The 18,061-nt window shown below is 68.0% G+C and carries 18 protein-coding genes; 8 read left to right on the forward strand and 10 right to left on the reverse strand.

Going from position 1 to position 18,061, the window contains the following annotated elements:
* Positions 1–295 precede the first annotated feature (295 nt).
* Together recN and MYA_RS03195 are read right to left on the reverse strand one after the other, a co-directional pair.
* Entirely contained in the window at positions 296–1,945 is a 1,650-nt protein-coding gene (gene recN / locus MYA_RS03190; RefSeq protein WP_014722483.1) for a DNA repair protein RecN, read from the reverse strand.
* 19 nt (positions 1,946–1,964) lie between these two features.
* Positions 1,965–2,867, reverse strand: a complete 903-nt coding sequence (locus MYA_RS03195; RefSeq protein WP_011883345.1) for an NAD kinase — start codon at positions 2,865–2,867, stop codon at positions 1,965–1,967.
* A gap of 130 nt (positions 2,868–2,997) precedes the next feature.
* Here MYA_RS03195 and hrcA point away from each other — a divergent pair, with 130 nt between their 5' ends.
* The 3 genes from hrcA (at position 2,998) to MYA_RS03210 (ending at position 5,646) form a co-directional block, all read left to right on the forward strand.
* On the forward strand, positions 2,998–4,020 hold the full coding sequence (gene hrcA, locus MYA_RS03200; RefSeq protein ID WP_011883347.1) for a heat-inducible transcriptional repressor HrcA: 1,023 nt from the start codon (positions 2,998–3,000) through the stop codon (positions 4,018–4,020).
* A 148-nt stretch (positions 4,021–4,168) separates the two neighbouring features.
* Entirely contained in the window at positions 4,169–5,233 is a 1,065-nt protein-coding gene (gene hemH, locus MYA_RS03205; RefSeq protein WP_011883349.1) for a ferrochelatase, read from the forward strand.
* A gap of 5 nt (positions 5,234–5,238) precedes the next feature.
* Positions 5,239–5,646: an RNA-binding S4 domain-containing protein gene (locus tag MYA_RS03210; RefSeq protein WP_034194465.1), complete on the forward strand. Its 408-nt coding sequence runs from the start codon at positions 5,239–5,241 to the stop codon at positions 5,644–5,646.
* On the opposite strand, the gene MYA_RS31885 is transcribed toward MYA_RS03210, so the two are convergent.
* Positions 5,618–5,779 (reverse strand): hypothetical protein, encoded by a 162-nt coding sequence (locus MYA_RS31885; protein ID WP_011883353.1) that lies wholly within the window; start codon positions 5,777–5,779, stop codon positions 5,618–5,620. The two genes, MYA_RS03210 and MYA_RS31885, sit on opposite strands and share 29 nt — an antisense overlap.
* A gap of 327 nt (positions 5,780–6,106) precedes the next feature.
* On the opposite strand from MYA_RS31885, the gene grpE reads away from it, so the two are divergent.
* The 5 genes from grpE to MYA_RS03235 all read left to right on the forward strand — a co-directional run bounded on the left by grpE (position 6,107) and on the right by MYA_RS03235 (position 12,619).
* Positions 6,107–6,652, forward strand: a complete 546-nt coding sequence (gene grpE / locus MYA_RS03215; protein WP_011883354.1) for a nucleotide exchange factor GrpE — start codon at positions 6,107–6,109, stop codon at positions 6,650–6,652.
* Positions 6,653–6,662: 10 nt separating this feature from the next.
* Positions 6,663–7,094, forward strand: coding sequence for a thioredoxin family protein (locus tag MYA_RS03220; protein ID WP_014722486.1), 432 nt, complete (start codon positions 6,663–6,665; stop codon positions 7,092–7,094).
* Between the two features lie 147 nt (positions 7,095–7,241).
* A complete protein-coding gene (dnaK, locus tag MYA_RS03225) occupies positions 7,242–9,194 on the forward strand; it encodes a molecular chaperone DnaK (RefSeq protein WP_011883357.1) in 1,953 nt (650 codons plus the stop codon).
* A gap of 256 nt (positions 9,195–9,450) precedes the next feature.
* Entirely contained in the window at positions 9,451–10,587 is a 1,137-nt protein-coding gene (gene dnaJ, locus MYA_RS03230) for a molecular chaperone DnaJ (protein WP_011883359.1), read from the forward strand.
* A gap of 4 nt (positions 10,588–10,591) precedes the next feature.
* A complete protein-coding gene (locus tag MYA_RS03235; RefSeq protein ID WP_014722487.1) occupies positions 10,592–12,619 on the forward strand; it encodes an aminodeoxychorismate synthase component I in 2,028 nt (675 codons plus the stop codon).
* A gap of 91 nt (positions 12,620–12,710) precedes the next feature.
* Here MYA_RS03235 and panB read toward each other — a convergent pair whose 3' ends face one another.
* Genes panB through MYA_RS31820 form a run of 7 tightly spaced genes read right to left on the reverse strand, consistent with a single transcriptional unit; the run spans position 12,711 to position 17,979 of the window.
* Positions 12,711–13,526, reverse strand: a complete 816-nt coding sequence (gene panB, locus MYA_RS03240) for a 3-methyl-2-oxobutanoate hydroxymethyltransferase (RefSeq protein WP_014722488.1) — start codon at positions 13,524–13,526, stop codon at positions 12,711–12,713.
* 47 nt (positions 13,527–13,573) lie between these two features.
* The gene (locus MYA_RS03245) at positions 13,574–14,260 is read right to left on the reverse strand and encodes a deoxynucleoside kinase (RefSeq protein ID WP_014722489.1); all 687 of its coding nucleotides are present in this window, start codon (positions 14,258–14,260) and stop codon (positions 13,574–13,576) included.
* Positions 14,257–14,799, reverse strand: a complete 543-nt coding sequence (folK, locus tag MYA_RS03250) for a 2-amino-4-hydroxy-6-hydroxymethyldihydropteridine diphosphokinase (protein WP_011883368.1) — start codon at positions 14,797–14,799, stop codon at positions 14,257–14,259. The genes MYA_RS03245 and folK overlap by 4 nt, the downstream gene beginning before the upstream one ends.
* Positions 14,800–14,832: 33 nt before the next feature.
* Entirely contained in the window at positions 14,833–16,392 is a 1,560-nt protein-coding gene (gene pcnB, locus MYA_RS03255; RefSeq protein ID WP_014722490.1) for a polynucleotide adenylyltransferase PcnB, read from the reverse strand.
* 5 nt (positions 16,393–16,397) lie between these two features.
* Positions 16,398–17,075, reverse strand: a complete 678-nt coding sequence (locus MYA_RS03260) for an HAD family hydrolase (RefSeq protein WP_011883370.1) — start codon at positions 17,073–17,075, stop codon at positions 16,398–16,400.
* 11 nt (positions 17,076–17,086) lie between these two features.
* Positions 17,087–17,821, reverse strand: a complete 735-nt coding sequence (gene hda / locus MYA_RS03265; RefSeq protein ID WP_011883371.1) for a DnaA regulatory inactivator Hda — start codon at positions 17,819–17,821, stop codon at positions 17,087–17,089.
* 5 nt (positions 17,822–17,826) lie between these two features.
* Complete coding sequence (locus MYA_RS31820) at positions 17,827–17,979, reverse strand: hypothetical protein (RefSeq protein ID WP_162471374.1); 153 nt, start codon at positions 17,977–17,979, stop codon at positions 17,827–17,829.
* Positions 17,980–18,061 lie beyond the last annotated feature (82 nt).

The following is an 18,061-nucleotide window of genomic DNA, read 5'->3' on the forward strand; positions in this document are numbered from 1 at the left end:
TGCTTGCGGGGATTCGGGCGGGTGAGGTCGGAGTGCGGCCCGGTGTAGTCCGGTGCTTCGTGGTGTGGACCGGCGCGGCTCGGTGTGGTGTAGGCCGGCGCGACTCGGTGTGGCTCGGCACGGCGCGGCTCGGCACGGCTTCGGCACGGCACGGCACGACTCGGTGCGGCCCAGCACGGCTCGCAGTGGCCCAGCACGGCTCCGTGTGATCCGGCGCGGGCCGATATAGCCCGGCATGCCCCGATCCGGCCCGGGGTGGTCCGCCTCCATCCGACCCGGCCGTCGGCCGGGCCGCTCAGGCCGCGAGCATTTCCTTCGCGTGCTTGCGCGTGGTCGCGGTGATCTCCAGCCCGCCGAGCATCCGCGCGACTTCCTCCACACGGCTCGCCTTGTCGAGCGCGATGACCGACGATACGGTGCCGCCGCGCTCGTCCGCGCCCTTCGCGACCTGGAAGTGATGGTCGCCGCGCGCCGCGACCTGCGGCAGGTGCGTCACGCACAGCACCTGGCGGTTGCGCCCCAGCTGGTGCAGCAGGCGCCCGACCACTTCGGCGACGCCGCCGCCGATCCCGGTGTCGACCTCGTCGAAGATCAGCGTGGGCGTGGGGCTGGCCGCGCTGGCGATCACCGCGAGCGCGAGACTGATCCGCGCGAGTTCGCCGCCCGACGCGACTTTCGCGAGCGGCCGCAGCGGCACGCCGGGATGGCCGGCGACGCGGAATTCGACCTGTTCGAGCCCGTGCGGGCCGCCGTCGGCCAGCGGCACGAGCGCGACTTCGAAGCTGCCGCCCGCCATCGACAATTCCTGCATGCCGGCCGTGACCGCGGCGCCGAGCGCCTTCGCCGCCTGCGCGCGCGCCTTCGACAGCCGTTTCGCGTCGGCGAGATAGGCATCCCACGCCTTTGACTGCGCGGCTTCGAGCGCGCCGAGGTCGGCGGCCGCATCGAGCGCCGCGAGCTGCGCGCGGCGCGCCGCATGCTCCTCGTGCAGCGTGTCGGGCGGCAGCCGGAACTTCCGGGCGGTCGAGTGCAGCGCGTCGAGGCGCGCTTCGACCTGCGCGAGCCGGGCCGGATCGAGATCGAGGCGCTGCGCGTAGTGCGACAGCGAATAGACGGCTTCCTGCAGCTGGATCTCGGCCGGTTCGAGTGACGCGAGCGCGTCGGCGAGCCCGCTGTCGTAGTCGGCCAGGCCGCGCAGCTTCGACACGATCGCGCCGAGTTGGGGCAGCATCGCGCCGTCGGCCTCCGACAGCGCGTTGAGCGCGCCCTGCACGCCGGCGATCAGGTTCGCCGAATGCGACAGGCGCTTGTGCTCGTGGCCCACTTCATCCCATTCGCCCGGTTGCGGCGCGAGCTTGTCGAGCTCGGCGAGCTGCCATGCGAGCTTTTCGCGTTCGAGCTGAAGCTCGCGCTCGTGCGCCTTTGCCGCGTCGATCGCCTGTGTCGCGTCGCGCCACACGCGCCATGCGCGCGCGACGTTGGCGGCATCGGCGGCCAAGCCCGCGTGCGTGTCGAACAGCTCGCGTTGCGCGTCGGGCCGCATCAGCAACTGGTGCGCATGCTGGCCGTGGATGTCGACCAGCATCTCGCCGAGCTCGCGCAGTTGGGCGAGCGTGGCGCTGGTGCCGTTGATGAACGCGCGCGAGCGGCCGTTCGCGTCGATCACGCGACGCAGCATCACGGTGTCCTCGGCATCGAACGCGTGCTCGTCGAGCCAGCGCGCGACGCGGTCGTGCGGCGTGAACTCGGCGGTGATGTCGGCGCGGCCGCAGCCGGCGCGCACGACGCTCGCATCGGCGCGCTCGCCGAGGGCGAGCGCCAGCGCGTCGATCAGGATCGACTTGCCGGCGCCGGTTTCGCCGGAAAAGACGGTGAAGCCGCCGTCGAATTCGAGGTCGAGCGCGGCGACGATGACGAAGTCGCGTATCGAGAGGTGGCGCAGCATGGTGTCGGGCTCGCTTGCGTCAGGACGCCTTGTCGTCTTCGTTCGATGCGTGTTCGTTCCAGTGCAGCTTCTTGCGCAGCGTCGCGTAATAGCTGTAGCCGATCGGGTGCAGGAACGGCACCGTGTGCTTCGAGCGGCGCACTTCGATCGTGTCGTTCAGCTCGAGCGCCGTGAAGGACTGCATGTCGAAGTTCACGTTGACGTCGCGACCGGCGACGATCTGGATGGCGATCTTCGAATCGTCCGGCAGCACGATCGGCCGGTTCGACAGCGCGTGCGGCGCGATCGGCACGAGCACGACGCCCTGCAGTTGCGGATGCAGGATCGGGCCGGCCGACGACAGCGCGTACGCGGTCGAGCCGGTGGGCGTCGCGACGATCAGGCCGTCCGAACGCTGGTTGTACATATAGCGGCCGTCGACCGACGCGCGCAGCTCGACCATCCCGGAAAAGCCGCTGCGGTTCACGACGACGTCGTTGAAGGCGAGCGCGTGGTAGATCGGTTCGCCGTTGCGCACGATCCGCGCCTCGAGCAGCGAGCGCTCCTCGCGCTCGAACTTGCCCGACAGGATCACCGGCACGAGCGCCTGCATGTCGGCTGCGGCGATATCGGTGATGAAGCCGAGCCGCCCGTGGTTGATGCCGATCAACGGCGTCTTGTACGGCGCGAGCTGGCGGCCGATGCCGAGCATCGTGCCGTCGCCGCCGAGCACCACCGCGACGTCCGCGCGCGCGCCGATTTCCGCCGGCGTGAGCGCCGGATAGCCCGAGATGCCGATCTCGCGCGCGGTATCGGCCTCGAACACGACGTCGAAGCCGAGTTTCGCGATGCAGCCAGCGAGCGTGGCGAGCGGCTCGGCGATGCCGGGCGTGTTGCTCCGGCCGACGAGCGCAACAGTATTGAACTGATTACCGGTTTTCATGCCGGCATTACACCATAGCTCGTTGACGAAAAGAACCGGCTGCGCGCGCACGGGGCCGGATCGGCCGGCCGGCGCGATGAACGCTGCGGCCACTCGCCGCGCCCGCCCGGTTGCGCTAAAATTTTCCACCATGCTAGATCCTCGCGCACGAACCCTCCTCAAAACCCTGATCGAACGGTATATCGCCGACGGTCAGCCGGTCGGCTCGCGCACGTTGTCCCGTTACTCCGGGCTCGAGCTGAGCCCGGCGACGATCCGCAACGTGATGTCCGACCTGGAGGAACTCGGCCTCGTGTCCAGCCCGCATACCTCCGCCGGGCGCGTCCCGACGCCGCGCGGCTACCGGCTGTTCGTCGACACGATGTTGACGGTCGAGGCGCCGATCGACGCCGAGGCCGTCGCGCGGCAGGTGCAGAACACGCTGCAGGCCGGCGAGCCGCAGCAGCGCGTGGTGGCGGCGGCGGCGAGCGTGCTGTCGAACCTGTCGCAGTTCGCCGGCGTCGTGCTGACGCCGCGGCGCAGCCACGTGTTCAAGCAGATCGAATTCATGCGGCTGTCGGACAAGCGGATCCTGCTGATCATCGTCACGCCCGAAGGCGACGTGCAGAACCGGATGCTCGCGACGCCGCGCGACTACACGCCGTCGCAGCTGACCGAGGCGTCGAATTACATCAACGCGCACTTCGCCGGCCTGTCGTTCGACGAGGTGCGCCGCCGCCTGCGCGACGAGATCGACCAGCTGCGCGGCGACATGACCACGCTGATGCATGCGGCCGTGACGGCCAGCACCGAGGTGCCCGACACCGAGGACACCGTGCTGATTTCCGGCGAGCGCAACCTGCTCGAAGTGGCTGACCTGTCGTCCGACATGGCGCGGCTGCGCAAGCTGTTCGACGTGTTCGACCAAAAGACGGGCCTCCTGCAACTGCTCGACGTGTCGAGCCACGCCCAGGGCGTGCAGATATTCATCGGCGGCGAATCGACGCTCGTGCCGATCGAGGAAATGAGCGTCGTCACCGCGCCGTACGAGGTGAACGGCAAGATCGTCGGCACGCTCGGCGTGATCGGCCCGACCCGCATGGCGTACAACCGCGTGATCCCGATCGTCGACATCACGGCGCGGCTGCTGTCGCTCGCGCTGAGCCAGCAATAAGCCGGCCGCTTGCGCACCGTCATCGTTCTGTCATCGTCCCGCGGCGCCGTGTGCGCCGCCAGTCGGCCGAACGGCCAGCCGCCCCGATCGAGGCGGGCCGCTATAATTGAGAGCCGTTCGACTGCGTGCCGCGAGCACGATCCTGCCCATGCGCTTTGACCTTGAGCCGCCTTCGAGCGTCGCGGCTGCCCATCGCATCGGTGTGCTGCTGATCAATCTCGGCACGCCCGACGCCCCGACCCCGCGCGCGGTGCGCCGCTATCTCGCCGAATTCCTGTCCGATCCGCGCGTCGTCGAAATTCCGCAGGCCATCTGGCAGGTGCTGCTGCGCACGGTGATCCTGCCGTTGCGCGGCCGCGCGTCGGCGAAGAAATACGCGGCGGTCTGGATGCCTGAAGGCTCGCCGTTGCGGGTGTACACCGAACGCCAGACCGAAGGCGTGCGGCATTTGCTCGCAGCGAACGATTATCAGGTGCAGGTCGATTACGCGATGCGCTACGGCAGCCCGAACATCGCGCAGGCGCTCGCGCAGTTCAAACGCGCGGGCGTCGAACGCGTGCTGTTGATGCCGATGTATCCGCAATACTCGGCGTCCACCACCGCAACCGCGTTCGATGCCGCGTTCGCCGCGCTCACGCGGATGCGCAACCAGCCGGAAGTGCGCACGGTGCGGCACTATGCCGACCATCCGGCCTATATCCATGCGCTCGCCGAGCAGGTGCGTCACTACTGGGCGCAGCACGGCCGGCCCGACTTCGCGGCCGGCGACAAGCTCGTACTGAGCTTCCACGGCGTGCCGAAGCGCACGCTCGACCTGGGCGACCCCTATCACGACCAGTGCCAGCAGACGGGTGCGCTGCTGATGGCCGCGCTCGGGCTGTCCACGCTCGAATGCCGCGTGACGTTCCAGTCGCGCTTCGGCAAGGCCGAGTGGCTGCAGCCGTACACGGCGCCGACGCTGCGCGAGCTCGGCGAGGCCGGCGTGCGGCGCGCCGACGTGTTCTGTCCGGGCTTCACGGCCGATTGCCTGGAGACGATCGAGGAAATCGGCATGGAAGTGCGCGACGAGTTTCTCGCGGGCGGCGGCCAGGCGTTCCACCGGATACCGTGCCTGAACGGGGCGTCCGCGTGGATCGGCGCGCTCGGCGAGATCGTCGCCGAGAATCTGCAGGGCTGGCCGGCCAAGGCGGCGCAGCCCGAAACGGTGAGTTGAACGCGATGAACTACAGGATTTCGACCGAACCGGGCGCGAAACTGCGCATCGACAAGTGGCTGTGGGCGGCGCGGTTCTTCAAGACGCGTTCGCTTGCATCGGACGCGGTCGACAAGGGCCACGTGAAGATCGGCGGCGCGGCCGTCAAGCCGTCGAAGGACGTGCGCGTCGGCGACGAGGTCGAGATTGCGATCGACGGAGTGGTCTGGCACATTGCCGTGCTGGGCATCTGCGACGTGCGCGGGCCGGCGAGCGTCGCGCAGACGCTCTACGCGGAAACCGAGGCCGGCCGCACCGCGCGGCTCGCCGAACTCGAACGGCGCCGTACCTACCGGGAGCCGGCGGCCGAGCTGCACGGCCGGCCGACCAAGCGCGACCGTCGCATCATCGACAGATTTTCGGGTGAACGCTGAACATCTGGTCGAACGTCGCGCGGGCGCTGCCGTATTCGGTGGTGCGGTCGGTGACGGCGCCGGACAGGCAGATGGTGGTGGTGCCGGCAATGAGTACCAGCGCGACCACCGATATCGCAAAGGTCAGTTTCACGGTACTCGCCTCATGGTGGATGTCGGGTGGCGGCAAGCTAGGGTTAACGCGCTTTCCGACGCTTGAATGGAGTGTAGTGCAGGCCCCGATGCCGAGCTAGTACTTGCCTGGTAAGCGGTGTTACCGGTCGTTTCGTCCAATCTGGCGGCAAATGCGTGCAATCGCGCGCCGCGCGCGCGGTTGTTTCGCGGTCTTCACGAATCGGCGCGGATAACCCTCTTGAAATCGCAGTTTCCGGCCTTATTTGCAGCAGCAATGTGCGGCGCCGCGGGCATACGGCCCGGCGGTTGCCGGTTTGGCTTCAACCTCTAATCGACTTTCAGCGACATGGAAAACACGCAAGAGAACCCGGCTACCCAATCGGCCGAAGACATCGGCAGCGCGAAGCAAGCGGCACAAGGCGCCGCTCCCGCCGCCGAAGCCGCCGACGCGGCGCTCGCGGAGGCTCAAGCCAAGGTCGCCGAGCTGCAGGAGAGCTACCTGCGGGCGAAGGCCGAGACCGAAAACGTCCGTCGCCGCGCGCAGGACGACGTGTCGAAGGCGCACAAGTTCGCGATCGAGAGCTTCGCCGAGCACCTGCTGCCGGTGCTCGACAGCCTCGAGGCGGCTGCCGTCGATACCTCCGGCGACATCGCGAAGGTGCGCGAAGGCGTCGAGCTGACGCTGCGCCAGTTGACGAGCGCGCTCGAGAAGGGCCGCGTCGTCGCGATCAACCCGGTCGGCGAGAAGTTCGACCCGCACCAGCACCAGGCGATTTCGATGGTCCCGGCCGAGCAGGAGCCGAACACCGTCGTGGCCGTGCTGCAAAAAGGCTACATGATCGCCGACCGCGTGCTGCGCCCGGCGCTCGTCACCGTCGCGCAGCCGAAGTAAGGCGGCCGCGATGCTTCCCGCCGGCGTCGATCCGGCTGCGTTCGAGGCGTTCGACATGCAGGCGCTGGCGGCCGACACGTTCGATGCCGAACTCGCCGGCGCCGGCGACGCGCTGGCCGTCGTGTTCTTCTGGGGCGTCGACTGCTTCAACTGCGAGATCGCGAAGAAGGCGATGCTCGCGCAACCCGACGCGATCCGCGCGCTGGGCCTGAAGTGGTTCCATTGCAACGTCTACGAACATCATGAGCTGGGGCGCCGCTTCGGCCTGCACGGCGTGCCGACGTGGTTCTTCTTCCACGGCGGCAAGCGGCTCGGCCGCGCGACCGGCTGGCATGGGCTCGCGCAGTTCGAGGCGGCGGTGGCGGCGGCGCGCGCGAAGATCGCCGCGGCGTCCGGCGACGGCCGCGGCACCCCGCACGATCCGGCTACCGGCGGCGATTGAAAAAATTTAATATCCGCATCGCTTGGCGGGTCTTGAAAACGGATCGGCCGGACGCATTTCGGGAACAGAGTTGAATTCTGGCGTGCGAAACCGCCCAAAAACGCGGGGTTTCGCGCAGCAAACAGGCATTTCTGGAGATTAGGAAAAATGGGAAAGATCATCGGTATTGACCTCGGCACCACGAACTCGTGCGTCGCCATCATGGAAGGCAATCAGGTCAAGGTCATTGAGAACTCGGAAGGCGCGCGCACGACGCCGTCGATCATCGCCTACATGGACGATAACGAAGTGCTCGTCGGCGCACCGGCCAAGCGTCAGTCCGTGACCAACCCGAAGAACACGCTGTTCGCGGTGAAGCGCCTGATCGGCCGTCGCTTCGAAGAGAAGGAAGTCCAGAAGGACATCGGCCTGATGCCGTACGCGATCATCAAGGCCGACAACGGCGACGCATGGGTTGAAGCGCACGGCGAGAAGCTCGCGCCGCCGCAGATTTCGGCTGAAGTGCTGCGCAAGATGAAGAAGACGGCCGAAGACTACCTCGGCGAGCCGGTCACGGAAGCCGTGATCACGGTGCCGGCGTACTTCAACGACAGCCAGCGTCAGGCGACCAAGGACGCCGGCCGCATCGCGGGCCTCGAAGTCAAGCGGATCATCAACGAGCCGACCGCCGCGGCGCTCGCGTTCGGCCTCGACAAGGCAGAGAAGGGTGACCGCAAGATCGCCGTGTACGACCTCGGCGGCGGTACGTTCGACGTGTCGATCATCGAAATCGCGGACGTCGACGGCGAAATGCAGTTCGAAGTGCTGTCGACCAACGGCGACACGTTCCTCGGCGGCGAAGACTTCGACCAGCGCATCATCGATTACATCATCGGCGAGTTCAAGAAGGAGCAGGGCGTCGACCTGTCGAAGGACGTGCTCGCGCTGCAGCGCCTGAAGGAAGCGGCCGAAAAGGCGAAGATCGAGCTGTCGTCGAGCCAGCAGACCGAAATCAACCTGCCGTACATCACGGCGGACGCATCGGGTCCGAAGCACTTGAACCTGAAGATCACCCGCGCGAAGCTGGAAGCGCTGGTGGAAGACCTCGTCGAGCGCACGATCGAACCGTGCCGCATCGCGATCAAGGACGCCGGCGTCAAGGTGTCGGACATCGACGACGTGATCCTGGTCGGCGGCCAGACCCGCATGCCGAAGGTGCAGGAGAAGGTGAAGGAGTTCTTCGGCAAGGAACCGCGCCGTGACGTGAACCCGGACGAAGCCGTCGCGGTTGGCGCGGCGATCCAGGGCCAGGTTCTGTCGGGCGACCGCAAGGACGTGCTGCTGCTCGACGTGACCCCGCTGTCGCTCGGCATCGAGACGCTCGGCGGCGTGATGACGAAGATGATCACCAAGAACACGACGATCCCGACGAAGCACTCGCAGGTGTATTCGACGGCGGACGACAACCAGTCGGCCGTGACGATCAAGGTGTTCCAGGGCGAACGCGAGATGGCCGCGGGCAACAAGCTGCTCGGCGAGTTCAACCTCGAAGGCATCCCGCCCGCACCGCGCGGCGTGCCGCAGATCGAAGTGACCTTCGACATCGACGCGAACGGCATCCTGCACGTCGGCGCGAAGGACAAGGCGACCGGCAAGGAAAACAAGATCACGATCAAGGCGAACTCGGGCCTGTCTGATGCCGAAATCGACCAGATGATCAAGGACGCGGAAGCGAACGCGGCGGAAGACCACAAGCTGCGTGAGCTGGCCGATTCGCGCAACCAGGGCGACGCGCTCGTCCACAGCACGAAGAAGGCGCTCACCGAGTACGGCGACAAGCTGGACGCGGGCGAGAAGGAAAAGATCGAAGCGGCGCTGAAGTCGCTCGAGGACGTCCTGAAGGATACGTCGGCCGACAAGGCGGCGATCGACGCGAAGGTCGAGGAGCTCGGCAAGGCTTCGCAGAAGCTCGGCGAAAAGATGTACGCCGACATGCAGGCGCAGCAGGCCGGTGCGGCGGGCGCGGCAGGTGCAGCGGAAGGCGCGGCCCATGCGGGCGGCGCGCAGCAGGCAGCTGACGACGTCGTCGACGCCGAGTTCAAGGAAGTGAAGAAGGACTAAGCCGGGTTGCCATGGCACCGCACGCCGCGCACGACGCGCGGTGTGCGGTGCGGCTGAACAGCGGTCTGTCTTTCCTTCCGGATGGCCGGATCGACTCCACGCCTGGCGGGCCTCGCGGCCCTCCGGGCACATTTGTTTTTTGGCGGGTGCTGCGTGAGCCGTCCGCGGACGGTGCAGCGCCAGACGAGTCGAGAGACTTTACTGCGGGCGAAAGGAGCCGCCGCGTGCGCGATGCGTGGCGGCACAGTGAATCGATATGGCGAAACGGGATTACTACGAGGTTCTGGGCGTCGCGAAGAATGCGAGCGACGACGAAATCAAGAAGGCATATCGCAAGCTTGCGATGAAGTACCACCCCGACCGCAATCCGGACAACAAGGATGCGGAAGAGCATTTCAAGGAGGCGAAGGAAGCCTATGAAATGCTGTCGGACGGCCAGAAGCGTGCAGCGTACGACCAGTACGGCCACGCGGGCGTCGATCCGAACATGGCCGGCGCGGGCGGTCAGGGCTTCGGCGGCTTCGCGGATGCGTTCGGCGACATCTTCGGCGACATCTTCGGTCAGGCCGCGGGCGGCGCCGCGCGCGGCGGCCGCGGCGGCCCGCAGGTGTATCGCGGCGCGGACCTGCGCTACAGCATGGAGATCACGCTGGAGCAGGCCGCGCACGGCTACGATACGCAGATCCGCGTGCCGAGCTGGGTGTCGTGCGAAGTCTGTCACGGCTCGGGCGCGAAGCCCGGCACGAAGCCGGAAACCTGCCCGACCTGTCACGGCCAGGGCACGGTGCGCATGTCGCAGGGCTTCTTCAGCATCCAGCAGACCTGCCCGAAGTGTCACGGCACCGGCACCTACATCCCCGAACCGTGCGCGCACTGCCATGGCTCGGGCAAGGTGAAGGAAACCAAGACGCTCGAGGTGAAGATCCCGGCCGGCATCGACGACGGGATGCGGATCCGCTCGGCCGGCAACGGCGAGCCGGGCATCAACGGCGGGCCGCCGGGCGACCTGTACGTCGAGATCCACATCAAGCCGCACGCGGTGTTCGAGCGCGACGGCGACGATCTGCACTGCCAGATGCCGATCCCGTTCACGACCGCCGCGCTCGGCGGCGAGATCGAGGTGCCGACGCTGGCCGGCCGCGCGTCGTTCCCGGTGCCGGAAGGCACGCAGTCGGGCAAGACGTTCCGGCTGCGCGGCAAGGGCATCAAGGGGCTGCGCTCGAGCATCGCCGGCGATCTGTACGTGCACGTGCAGGTCGAGACGCCGGTGAAGCTGACCGACCAGCAGCGCGACCTGCTCAAGCAGTTCGAGAAGTCGCTGGCCGAGGGCGGTGCGCGTCACAGCCCGCAGAGCAAGAGCTGGTTCGACCGCATGAAGAGCTTCTTCGAGTGAACGCATGACTGAAGGCTGCGAGAGCGCGTCGTTCGCGCTCTTGGACGATTGCGACTCGACCGCGTCCGAGCGGTCGAGTCGTTTGTATTCCGGTTTCGTGCACGAACGCGTCTGCACGGATCCGGCACGGCTCGACGAGGTCGACGCGGCGCTCGCGCAGGATCTGCGCGACGGGCTGCACGCGGTCGTCGTCGGCGATTACGAATTCGGGCGCAATCTGCAACGAGCGCAGCCGGGCGACGCCCCGCTGCGCTTTTTGCTGTATGCGCGCTGCGAGCGCCTGTCGCGCGACGAAGCCGACGCATGGCTCGCGCAGCAGGACGGCGGCGGCCCGCCGTCGATCGCGGGCGTCGCGCATGTCGCCAAGAGCGTGTCGCGCGACGCATTCGACGCGGCGATAGCGGCCGTGCACGACGCGCTGCGCGCGGGCGATTCGTACCAGATCAACTACACGTATCGGCTGAATTTCGACATGTTCGGCACGCCGCTCGCGCTGTACCGGCGGCTGCGCGCGCGTCAGCCGGTGCGTTACGGCGCGCTGATCGCGCTGCCCGACGGCGGGTGGGTCGTATCGTGTTCGCCGGAGCTGTTCGTCGAGAAGCACGGCGACGTGCTGCGCGCGCGGCCGATGAAGGGCACCGCACCGCGCTCGGCCGATCCGCACGAAGATGCCGCGGCGGCCGCGTTCCTCGCGAACGATCCGAAGAACCGCGCCGAAAACGTGATGATCGTCGACCTGCTGCGCAACGACGTGTCGCGCATCGCCCGCACGGGCTCGGTGAAGGTGCCGGCGCTGTTCTCGGTCGAGCCGTATGCGTCGGTGTGGCAGATGACGTCGACCGTCGAGGCCGGCTGGCGCGATGGCACCACGTTCGCGCAGATGCTGCGCGCGCTGTTTCCGTGCGGGTCGATCACCGGCGCGCCGAAGCACAAGACGATGGAGCTGATCGATGCGATCGAGGCGACGCCGCGCGGGCTCTACACGGGTGCGATCGGCTGGCTCGATGCGCCGCACGGGGCGTCGAGCGGCGCGGCCGGTTGCGGCGACTTCTGCCTGTCGGTCGCGATCCGGACGCTGATGATCGAGGCGGCTGAAGCAGTCGCGGCGTTGGAAGCACCTGAAGCACACAGAGCATCCCAAGCACCTCAAGCACCTCAAGCACCCGAAGCACCCGAAGCACCCGAAGCACCCGAAGCACCCACCGCGATCCCCCCGGTGGGTTCTCCTGCCACAGCCGCCGCCGCGGCACACGGAGAGCGCGCCGCCGCCTCTACCGGCCGTTGGCGCGGCACGATGGGCGTCGGCGCGGGCATCGTCCTCGACAGCGTGGCCGCCGACGAATACGCGGAGTGCGAATTGAAAGCGCGTTTCCTGACCGACGCCGATCCCGGCTTCCGCTTGTTCGAAACCACCGCCGCGACGCGCGCGACCGGCATCCGCCACGTCGAGCGCCATCTCGCCCGGCTGCAACGCAGCGCCGACGCGTTCGGCTTTCGCTTCGACGCCGCCGCGTTGCGCCGCGCGATCGACGCGCGCTGCGCGGCGCTCGACGGCGACGGCCCGTACCGGATGAAGCTCGCGCTCGCGAAGGACGGCACGCTCGAGATCACCGTCGCGGCGCTGCAGCCGCTGCCGGCGGGGCCGGTCGGTGTGATGCTTGCGTCTGCGCACGGCTTCGCGCCGACGCGCAGCGACGACGCGCTGCTGCTGCACAAGACGACCCACCGTGCCGAATACGACCGCGCATGGCAGGCGGCCGAGGCGCTCGGCGGCTTCGACATGCTGTTCGTCAACGAGCGCGGCGAGGTGACCGAAGGCGGTCGCTCGAACCTGTTCGTGAAGCTCGACGGGCGCTGGGTCACGCCGCCGCTGGCGAGCGGCGTGCTGCCGGGCGTGATGCGCGGCGTGCTGCTCGACGATCCGGCGTTCGACGCGCTCGAGCGGATCGTCACGCGCGACGACGTCGCGCGCGCGGATGCGCTGCTGCTGACCAACGCGCTGCGCGGCGCGCTCGACGCCGTGTTGAAATGATGCACTGACGGCCCGCGCGGCGTCCCGTACAGGACGCCGCGCTTCTTTTGTCCGGGCCGCGCGCCCGGCGAGCGAGCGGCCGGCCCGTGTATCAGAACGAATGCTCGGGGCCGGGGAACGTGCGCTCCTTCACCGCGCTGACGTACGCTTCGACGGCGGCCTGGATGCTCGGCTGGCCTTGCATGAAATCCTTCACGAAGCGCGGCCGCTTGCCGGGGAAGATGCCCAGCATGTCGTGCAGCACCAGCACCTGGCCCGAGCAATCGAGCCCCGCGCCGATCCCGATCGTCGGGATCTTCAGCATGTGCGTGACTTCGGCGGCCACGAGCGTCGGCACCGCTTCGAGCACGACGAGCTGCGCGCCGGCGTCCTCGATCGCGCGCGCGTCGCGCAGCAACTGCGCGGCGCCGGCTTCGGTGCGGCCCTGAACCTTGAAGCCGCCGAACGCATGCACCGACTGCGGCGTGAGGCCGAGATGCGCGCACACCGGCACCGAGCGTTCGACGAGAAAGCGGATCGTGTCGGCGAGCCATTCGCCGCCTTCGAGCTTGACCATCTGCGCGCCCGCGCGCATCAGCGCGACCGAATGGGCGAACGCTTCTGCGGGCGTGCCGTAGGTGCCGAACGGCAGATCGGCGACGACCAGCGCGCGCGGCTGCACGCGCGCGACGCACGCGGTGTGGTACGCGATGTCGTCGAGCGACACGGGCAGCGTGGTCGTGTGGCCTTGCAGCACGTTGCCGAGCGAGTCGCCGATCAGCAGCACGTCGGTGCCGGCGCGATCGAGCAGCGCGGCGAAGCTCGCGTCGTAGCAGGTCAGCATCGCGATCTTCTCGCCGGCTTCGCGCATTGCCTGCAGCTTCGGCACAGTGATCGCAGGCCGGCTCGATTCCTGGAGATAGGTCATGGGGAAATCCGGTTCGAATGGGGGAGGAACGGCGGGCGGTGCGCGCGTCAGCGCGTCGTCTCGCCCTTGACGAAGAATTCCTTGCGGCCGCGCATCGTGTCGATGCGCTCGATCAGCAGCGCGAGGTCTTCGGGGGAATCCAGCGGGTTCAGATGTTCGGCAGCGACCGTCAGTACCGGCGTGCGGTCGTAGTGATAGAAGAATTCGTTGTAGGCGTCGACCAGCGCGCGCAGGTACGCGTCGCTGATCTGCAGCTCCATCGGCAGGCCGCGCTTCTGGATGCGCGAGAACAGCACCTCGGGGCTCGCCTGCAGATAGACGACCAGATCGGGCGCGGGCGCCTGCGGTACGTCGACGTGCGCGGCGATCGCGCGGTACAGCTGCCATTCGTCTTCCGGCAGGTTCAGCCGCGCGAAGATGTCGTTCTTCTGCGGCATGAAATCGGCGACCACCGGCCGGCCGGTGTCGAGCGCGCCGAGCAGCTCGCGCGCCTGCTGCGCGCGCTGCAGCGCGAACGCGAGCTGCGCGGGCAGCGCGTAGCGCGCGGTGTCGCGGTAGAAGCGTTCGAGAAACGGGTTGTCCTGCGGGCGCTCGAGCAGCGCCTGCATCGACCAGCGTTCGGCGAGCAGGCGCGCCAGCGTCGTCTTGCCGACGCCGATCGGGCCTTCGATCACCAGGTAGCGGTGCGGGGCGCGCAGATCGGGCGCGGTGACGGTCAGCGGAGCATTGTTCATCGGCAGCGGTTCTTGTCGGCGTCTGCGCCGGCGGCGAGGGCCTTCTGCATCAGGCATTGGCAGGTCTGCACCTTCTCGACGCGCTGATCGGCGACGGCCGCGAGAAATGCGTCGGCGCGGCCGCGCAGCGGGATGTCGAGCGCCGGGTCGATTTCGACGAGCGGCACGAGCGCGAAGGCGCGGTCGGTGAGGCGGGGATGCGGGACGATCAGGTCGGGCTCGTCGATCGCATCGGTGCCGAACAGCAGGATGTCGAGGTCGAGCGTGCGCGGTGCGTTGCGATACGGGCGCTCGCGCCCGAAGTGATGTTCGATCTTCTGGCAGAGCGCGAGCAGCTCGCGGGCCGACAGCGTCGTGTCGAGCTTGACGACGCAGTTGTAGTAATCGTCGCCGCTCGCTTCGAACGGCGCCGTGCGATACAGGCTCGATTTGCCGAGGACCGAGATGGCGCGCTGCTGTGCCAGGCACACCACCGCGTCCTTCAGAGTCTGGCGCGCATCGCCGAGATTCGCCCCCAGTCCGATATATGCAACCGTCATGGCATCACTTCCTACGTCGTTCGCCAGCGAGCGTCAGTCGCCCGAACCGCCCTCGGTGTCCCGCGACTGCTCGGCTGCACCTTCGCCCGGCTGGCGGTTTCGCGCGCCGCCGCGGCGGCGCCGCTTGCGCGGCGATTTTTCCTTCGGACCGCCCTGCGTGAGGAGGGCCTCACGCGCGGCTGCATCGCCTTCGATGAAATCCGTCCACCACTGGCCGACCTCTGCATCGAGCTCGCCGGATTCGCAGCGTAACAGGAGGAAATCATACCCCGCTCTAAATCTTTGGTGTTCCAGCAGCCGCATCGCGCTGCGGCCCGAGCGCTTCTCGAGGCGCAGCTGCAGGCCCCAGATCTCGCGCATGTCGGCCGAGTAGCGCTTGTGGATCGCGAGCTTCTCGGTCTGCATGTCGAGCACGTCGTCCATCGCGCGATGGAGGGCCGGCACCGGGAATTCGCCGTCGGCCGAGTATTGCTCGAAGCGCTGGCGCATGTCGTGCCACAGCAGCGTCGCAAACAGGAAGCCGGGCGACACCGGCTTGCCGGCGCGCACGCGCGCGTCGGTGTTGTTCAGCGCGAGCGTGATGAACTTCTCGCCCTGCGGCTGTTCGAGCACGACGTCGAGCAGCGGCAGCAGCCCGTGGTGCAGCCCCTGCTCGCGCAGCTGCTTCAGGCACGCGAGCGCGTGGCCCGACAGCAGCAGCTTCAGCATCTCGTCGAACAGGCGCGCGGCCGGCACGTTGTTGATCAGGTCGGCCAGCGGCTTGATCGGCTCGCGCGTGTGCGGCTCGATCTCGAAGCCGAGCTTCGCCGCGAAGCGCACCACGCGCAGCATCCGCACCGGATCCTCGCGATAGCGGGTGGCCGGATCGCCGATCATCCGCAGCAGACGGGCGCGCATGTCGGCCATCCCGTCGTGGTAATCGAGCACCGTCTGCGTCGACGGGTCGTAGTACATCGCGTTGATCGTGAAGTCGCGGCGCGCCGCGTCTTCGTGCTGCTCGCCCCAGACGTTGTCGCGCAGCACGCGGCCGCTCGCGTCGACCGCATGCGTACGGCGATCGAGCTCGTCGCGCTTCAGGCGCTTCGGCGGCTCGGCCGGCGCGGCCTCGGGCGGCGCATCGACCAGCGCGCGGAACGTCGACACCTCGATCAGCTCCTGACCGAACTGCACGTGCACGATCTGGAAGCGGCGGCCGATCAGGCGGGCGCGGCGGAACAGGCGCTGCACCTCGGTCGGCGTCGCGTCGGTCGCGACGTCGAAGTCCTTCGGCGCGATCCCGAACAGCAGGTCGCGCACCGCGCCGCCGACGATGAACGCACGGAAGCCCGCCTGCTGCAGCGTGTCGGTCACGCGCACCGCGTTCTTCGAGATCAGCGACGGATCGATCCGGTGCACGCTGGCCGGCACGACGGTCGGTTCGTGGTTGCTGCGCGGCTTCTTCGCCGCGGCGGTGCTGCGGCTGCCCTTGGCGGCGCGCGGCGAAGTGGCGGGCGGTTCGGCCGAGGCAGAGGCAGAAGCTGAGGCTGCTGCGGCCGGGGCCGCTTGCTCGGCGCCGTCCTGGCCGAGCAGCTTGCGAATGAATTTTTTGATCACGACGTTCAGAAGAGGTCCAGGATGCGCCAGCCGCGGTTGCTTGCATGCGCGCGCAGCGTGTCGTCGGGGTTGGTCGCGATCGGGTCGGTGACTTTCTCGAGCAACGGGATGTCGTTGTGCGAGTCGCTGTAGAAGTAGCTGTGCTCGAAGTCGTCCCAGTGCTTGCCGAGCGACGCGAGCCATGCTTCGGTGCGCACGATCTTGCCTTCGCGATAGCTCGGCGTGCCGGTCGGCCGGCCCGTGTACGGCGAGTCGGGATGCCCGTCGGTCGTTTCGACTTCGCACGCGATCAGCGTCTCGACGCCGAACGCGGTCGCAATCGGGCGCGTGATGAATTCGTTGGTCGCCGTCACGACGCAGCACAGGTCGCCGGCGTCGAGGTGCTTGCGCACCAGCTCGAGCGCGGCGGGCGTCATCGCGGGGCGGATCACCTCGTGCATGTACTGCTCGTGCCATTCGGCCAGCTGCGCGCGCGAATACTTCGCGAGCGGCGTGAGCATCGCGCACAGGTACGCGTGGATGTCGAGCTTGCCGGCCTTGTAGTCGGCGAAGAACTGATCGTTCTGACGCGAGAAGCTTTCCGCGTCGACGATGCCGAGCTTCACCATGAAGCGACCCCATTCGTGGTCGCTATCGGTCGGGATCAGCGTGTGATCGAGGTCAAAGAGTGCCAGATTAGTCATGGAAGGGCATTTTACTCGAAGCGGTTCGGGCCTGTGCCGGGCGGCGCGATGTCGTCGCCCGGGCGCGCCAGCATCCGGCGCAGCAGCGGCAGCGTGACCGCGCGCTTCTGCTCGAGCGAGAAGCGGTCGAGCGCGTCGAGCAGCGCCATCAGGCTCGGCATGTCACGGCGGAAATGGGTCAGCAGGTACGCGGCGATGTCATCGGTGAGCGCGATGCCGCGCTCCTTCGCCGCGAGCTTCAGCACGGCGATCTTGCCGGCGTCGGACGGCGGCGACAGGTGGAACACCAGCCCCCAGCCGAGCCGCGTGCGCAGGTCTTCGCGCACGTCGAGCGCGAGCGGGGCCGCGGGGCCCGCGGCCACGAACGCGCTCGACGGATGCGCGCGGACTTCGTTGAACAGGTTGAACAGCGCGACCTGCTGCGTGTCGCTCATCTTGTCGCAGTCGTCGATCGCGTAGATGCCGATGCGCGGGTCGAACGTGAACGCGCCGAGCGGGCTCTGCGGCGTCAGGTAGCGCGCATAGCCGTACGACGCGTCGCTCACGAGCGCCTGCAGCAGGTGGGTGCGGCCGCTGCCCGGCTCGCCCCAGATGTAGAACGACCGGTCCGGCACGGGGCCCGCCGCGAGCGCGAGGTCGAGCTTCTGGAGCCGCGACACGAGCTCGTCGTTCTCCTCGTTCATGATGAAGTTGTCGAACGTGGCGGGCGGCGGCGTGCCGAGATCGAGCGTCAGTTGACGGGTCACGACGGTCACAATGCGAGGCGGTTGACGAAACGCGTGCCGTACGCGGGGCACGCACCGGGGATCGCGCCGACACCGGCCGCCCGCGTGGCCGCGCGCATCCGCGTGCGCAGCGTGGCGCACGGCTCGCGGAGCGGGAAAAACGGGGACGTGTCGACCAAGATGCAATCCCTGACGAATCGGTGCTGGGAATTCCGGCCAACGGGCCGGCTTCGGGTAAAATCGCATTTTACCGACCTTCTC

Origin of the sequence: Burkholderia sp. KJ006, from assembly GCF_000262695.1 — a bacterium.
Lineage (GTDB): Bacteria > Pseudomonadota > Gammaproteobacteria > Burkholderiales > Burkholderiaceae > Burkholderia > Burkholderia vietnamiensis.

What these genes read in the sequence shown, in the direction of transcription:
- hrcA (WP_011883347.1), top strand. Translation starts at nt 2,998, where the DNA reads ATGCTAGATCCTCGCGCACGAACCCTCCTCAAAACCCTGATCGAACGG.
- folK (WP_011883368.1), bottom strand. Translation starts at nt 14,799, where the DNA reads ATGACGGTTGCATATATCGGACTGGGGGCGAATCTCGGCGATGCGCGC.
- MYA_RS03220 (WP_014722486.1), top strand. Translation starts at nt 6,663, where the DNA reads ATGCTTCCCGCCGGCGTCGATCCGGCTGCGTTCGAGGCGTTCGACATG.
- MYA_RS03235 (WP_014722487.1), top strand. Translation starts at nt 10,592, where the DNA reads ATGACTGAAGGCTGCGAGAGCGCGTCGTTCGCGCTCTTGGACGATTGC.
- MYA_RS03260 (WP_011883370.1), bottom strand. Translation starts at nt 17,075, where the DNA reads ATGACTAATCTGGCACTCTTTGACCTCGATCACACGCTGATCCCGACC.
- panB (WP_014722488.1), bottom strand. Translation starts at nt 13,526, where the DNA reads ATGACCTATCTCCAGGAATCGAGCCGGCCTGCGATCACTGTGCCGAAG.
- grpE (WP_011883354.1), top strand. Translation starts at nt 6,107, where the DNA reads ATGGAAAACACGCAAGAGAACCCGGCTACCCAATCGGCCGAAGACATC.
- dnaK (WP_011883357.1), top strand. Translation starts at nt 7,242, where the DNA reads ATGGGAAAGATCATCGGTATTGACCTCGGCACCACGAACTCGTGCGTC.
- hemH (WP_011883349.1), top strand. Translation starts at nt 4,169, where the DNA reads ATGCGCTTTGACCTTGAGCCGCCTTCGAGCGTCGCGGCTGCCCATCGC.
- recN (WP_014722483.1), bottom strand. Translation starts at nt 1,945, where the DNA reads ATGCTGCGCCACCTCTCGATACGCGACTTCGTCATCGTCGCCGCGCTC.
- dnaJ (WP_011883359.1), top strand. Translation starts at nt 9,451, where the DNA reads ATGGCGAAACGGGATTACTACGAGGTTCTGGGCGTCGCGAAGAATGCG.
- MYA_RS03245 (WP_014722489.1), bottom strand. Translation starts at nt 14,260, where the DNA reads ATGAACAATGCTCCGCTGACCGTCACCGCGCCCGATCTGCGCGCCCCG.
- MYA_RS03195 (WP_011883345.1), bottom strand. Translation starts at nt 2,867, where the DNA reads ATGAAAACCGGTAATCAGTTCAATACTGTTGCGCTCGTCGGCCGGAGC.
- MYA_RS03210 (WP_034194465.1), top strand. Translation starts at nt 5,239, where the DNA reads ATGAACTACAGGATTTCGACCGAACCGGGCGCGAAACTGCGCATCGAC.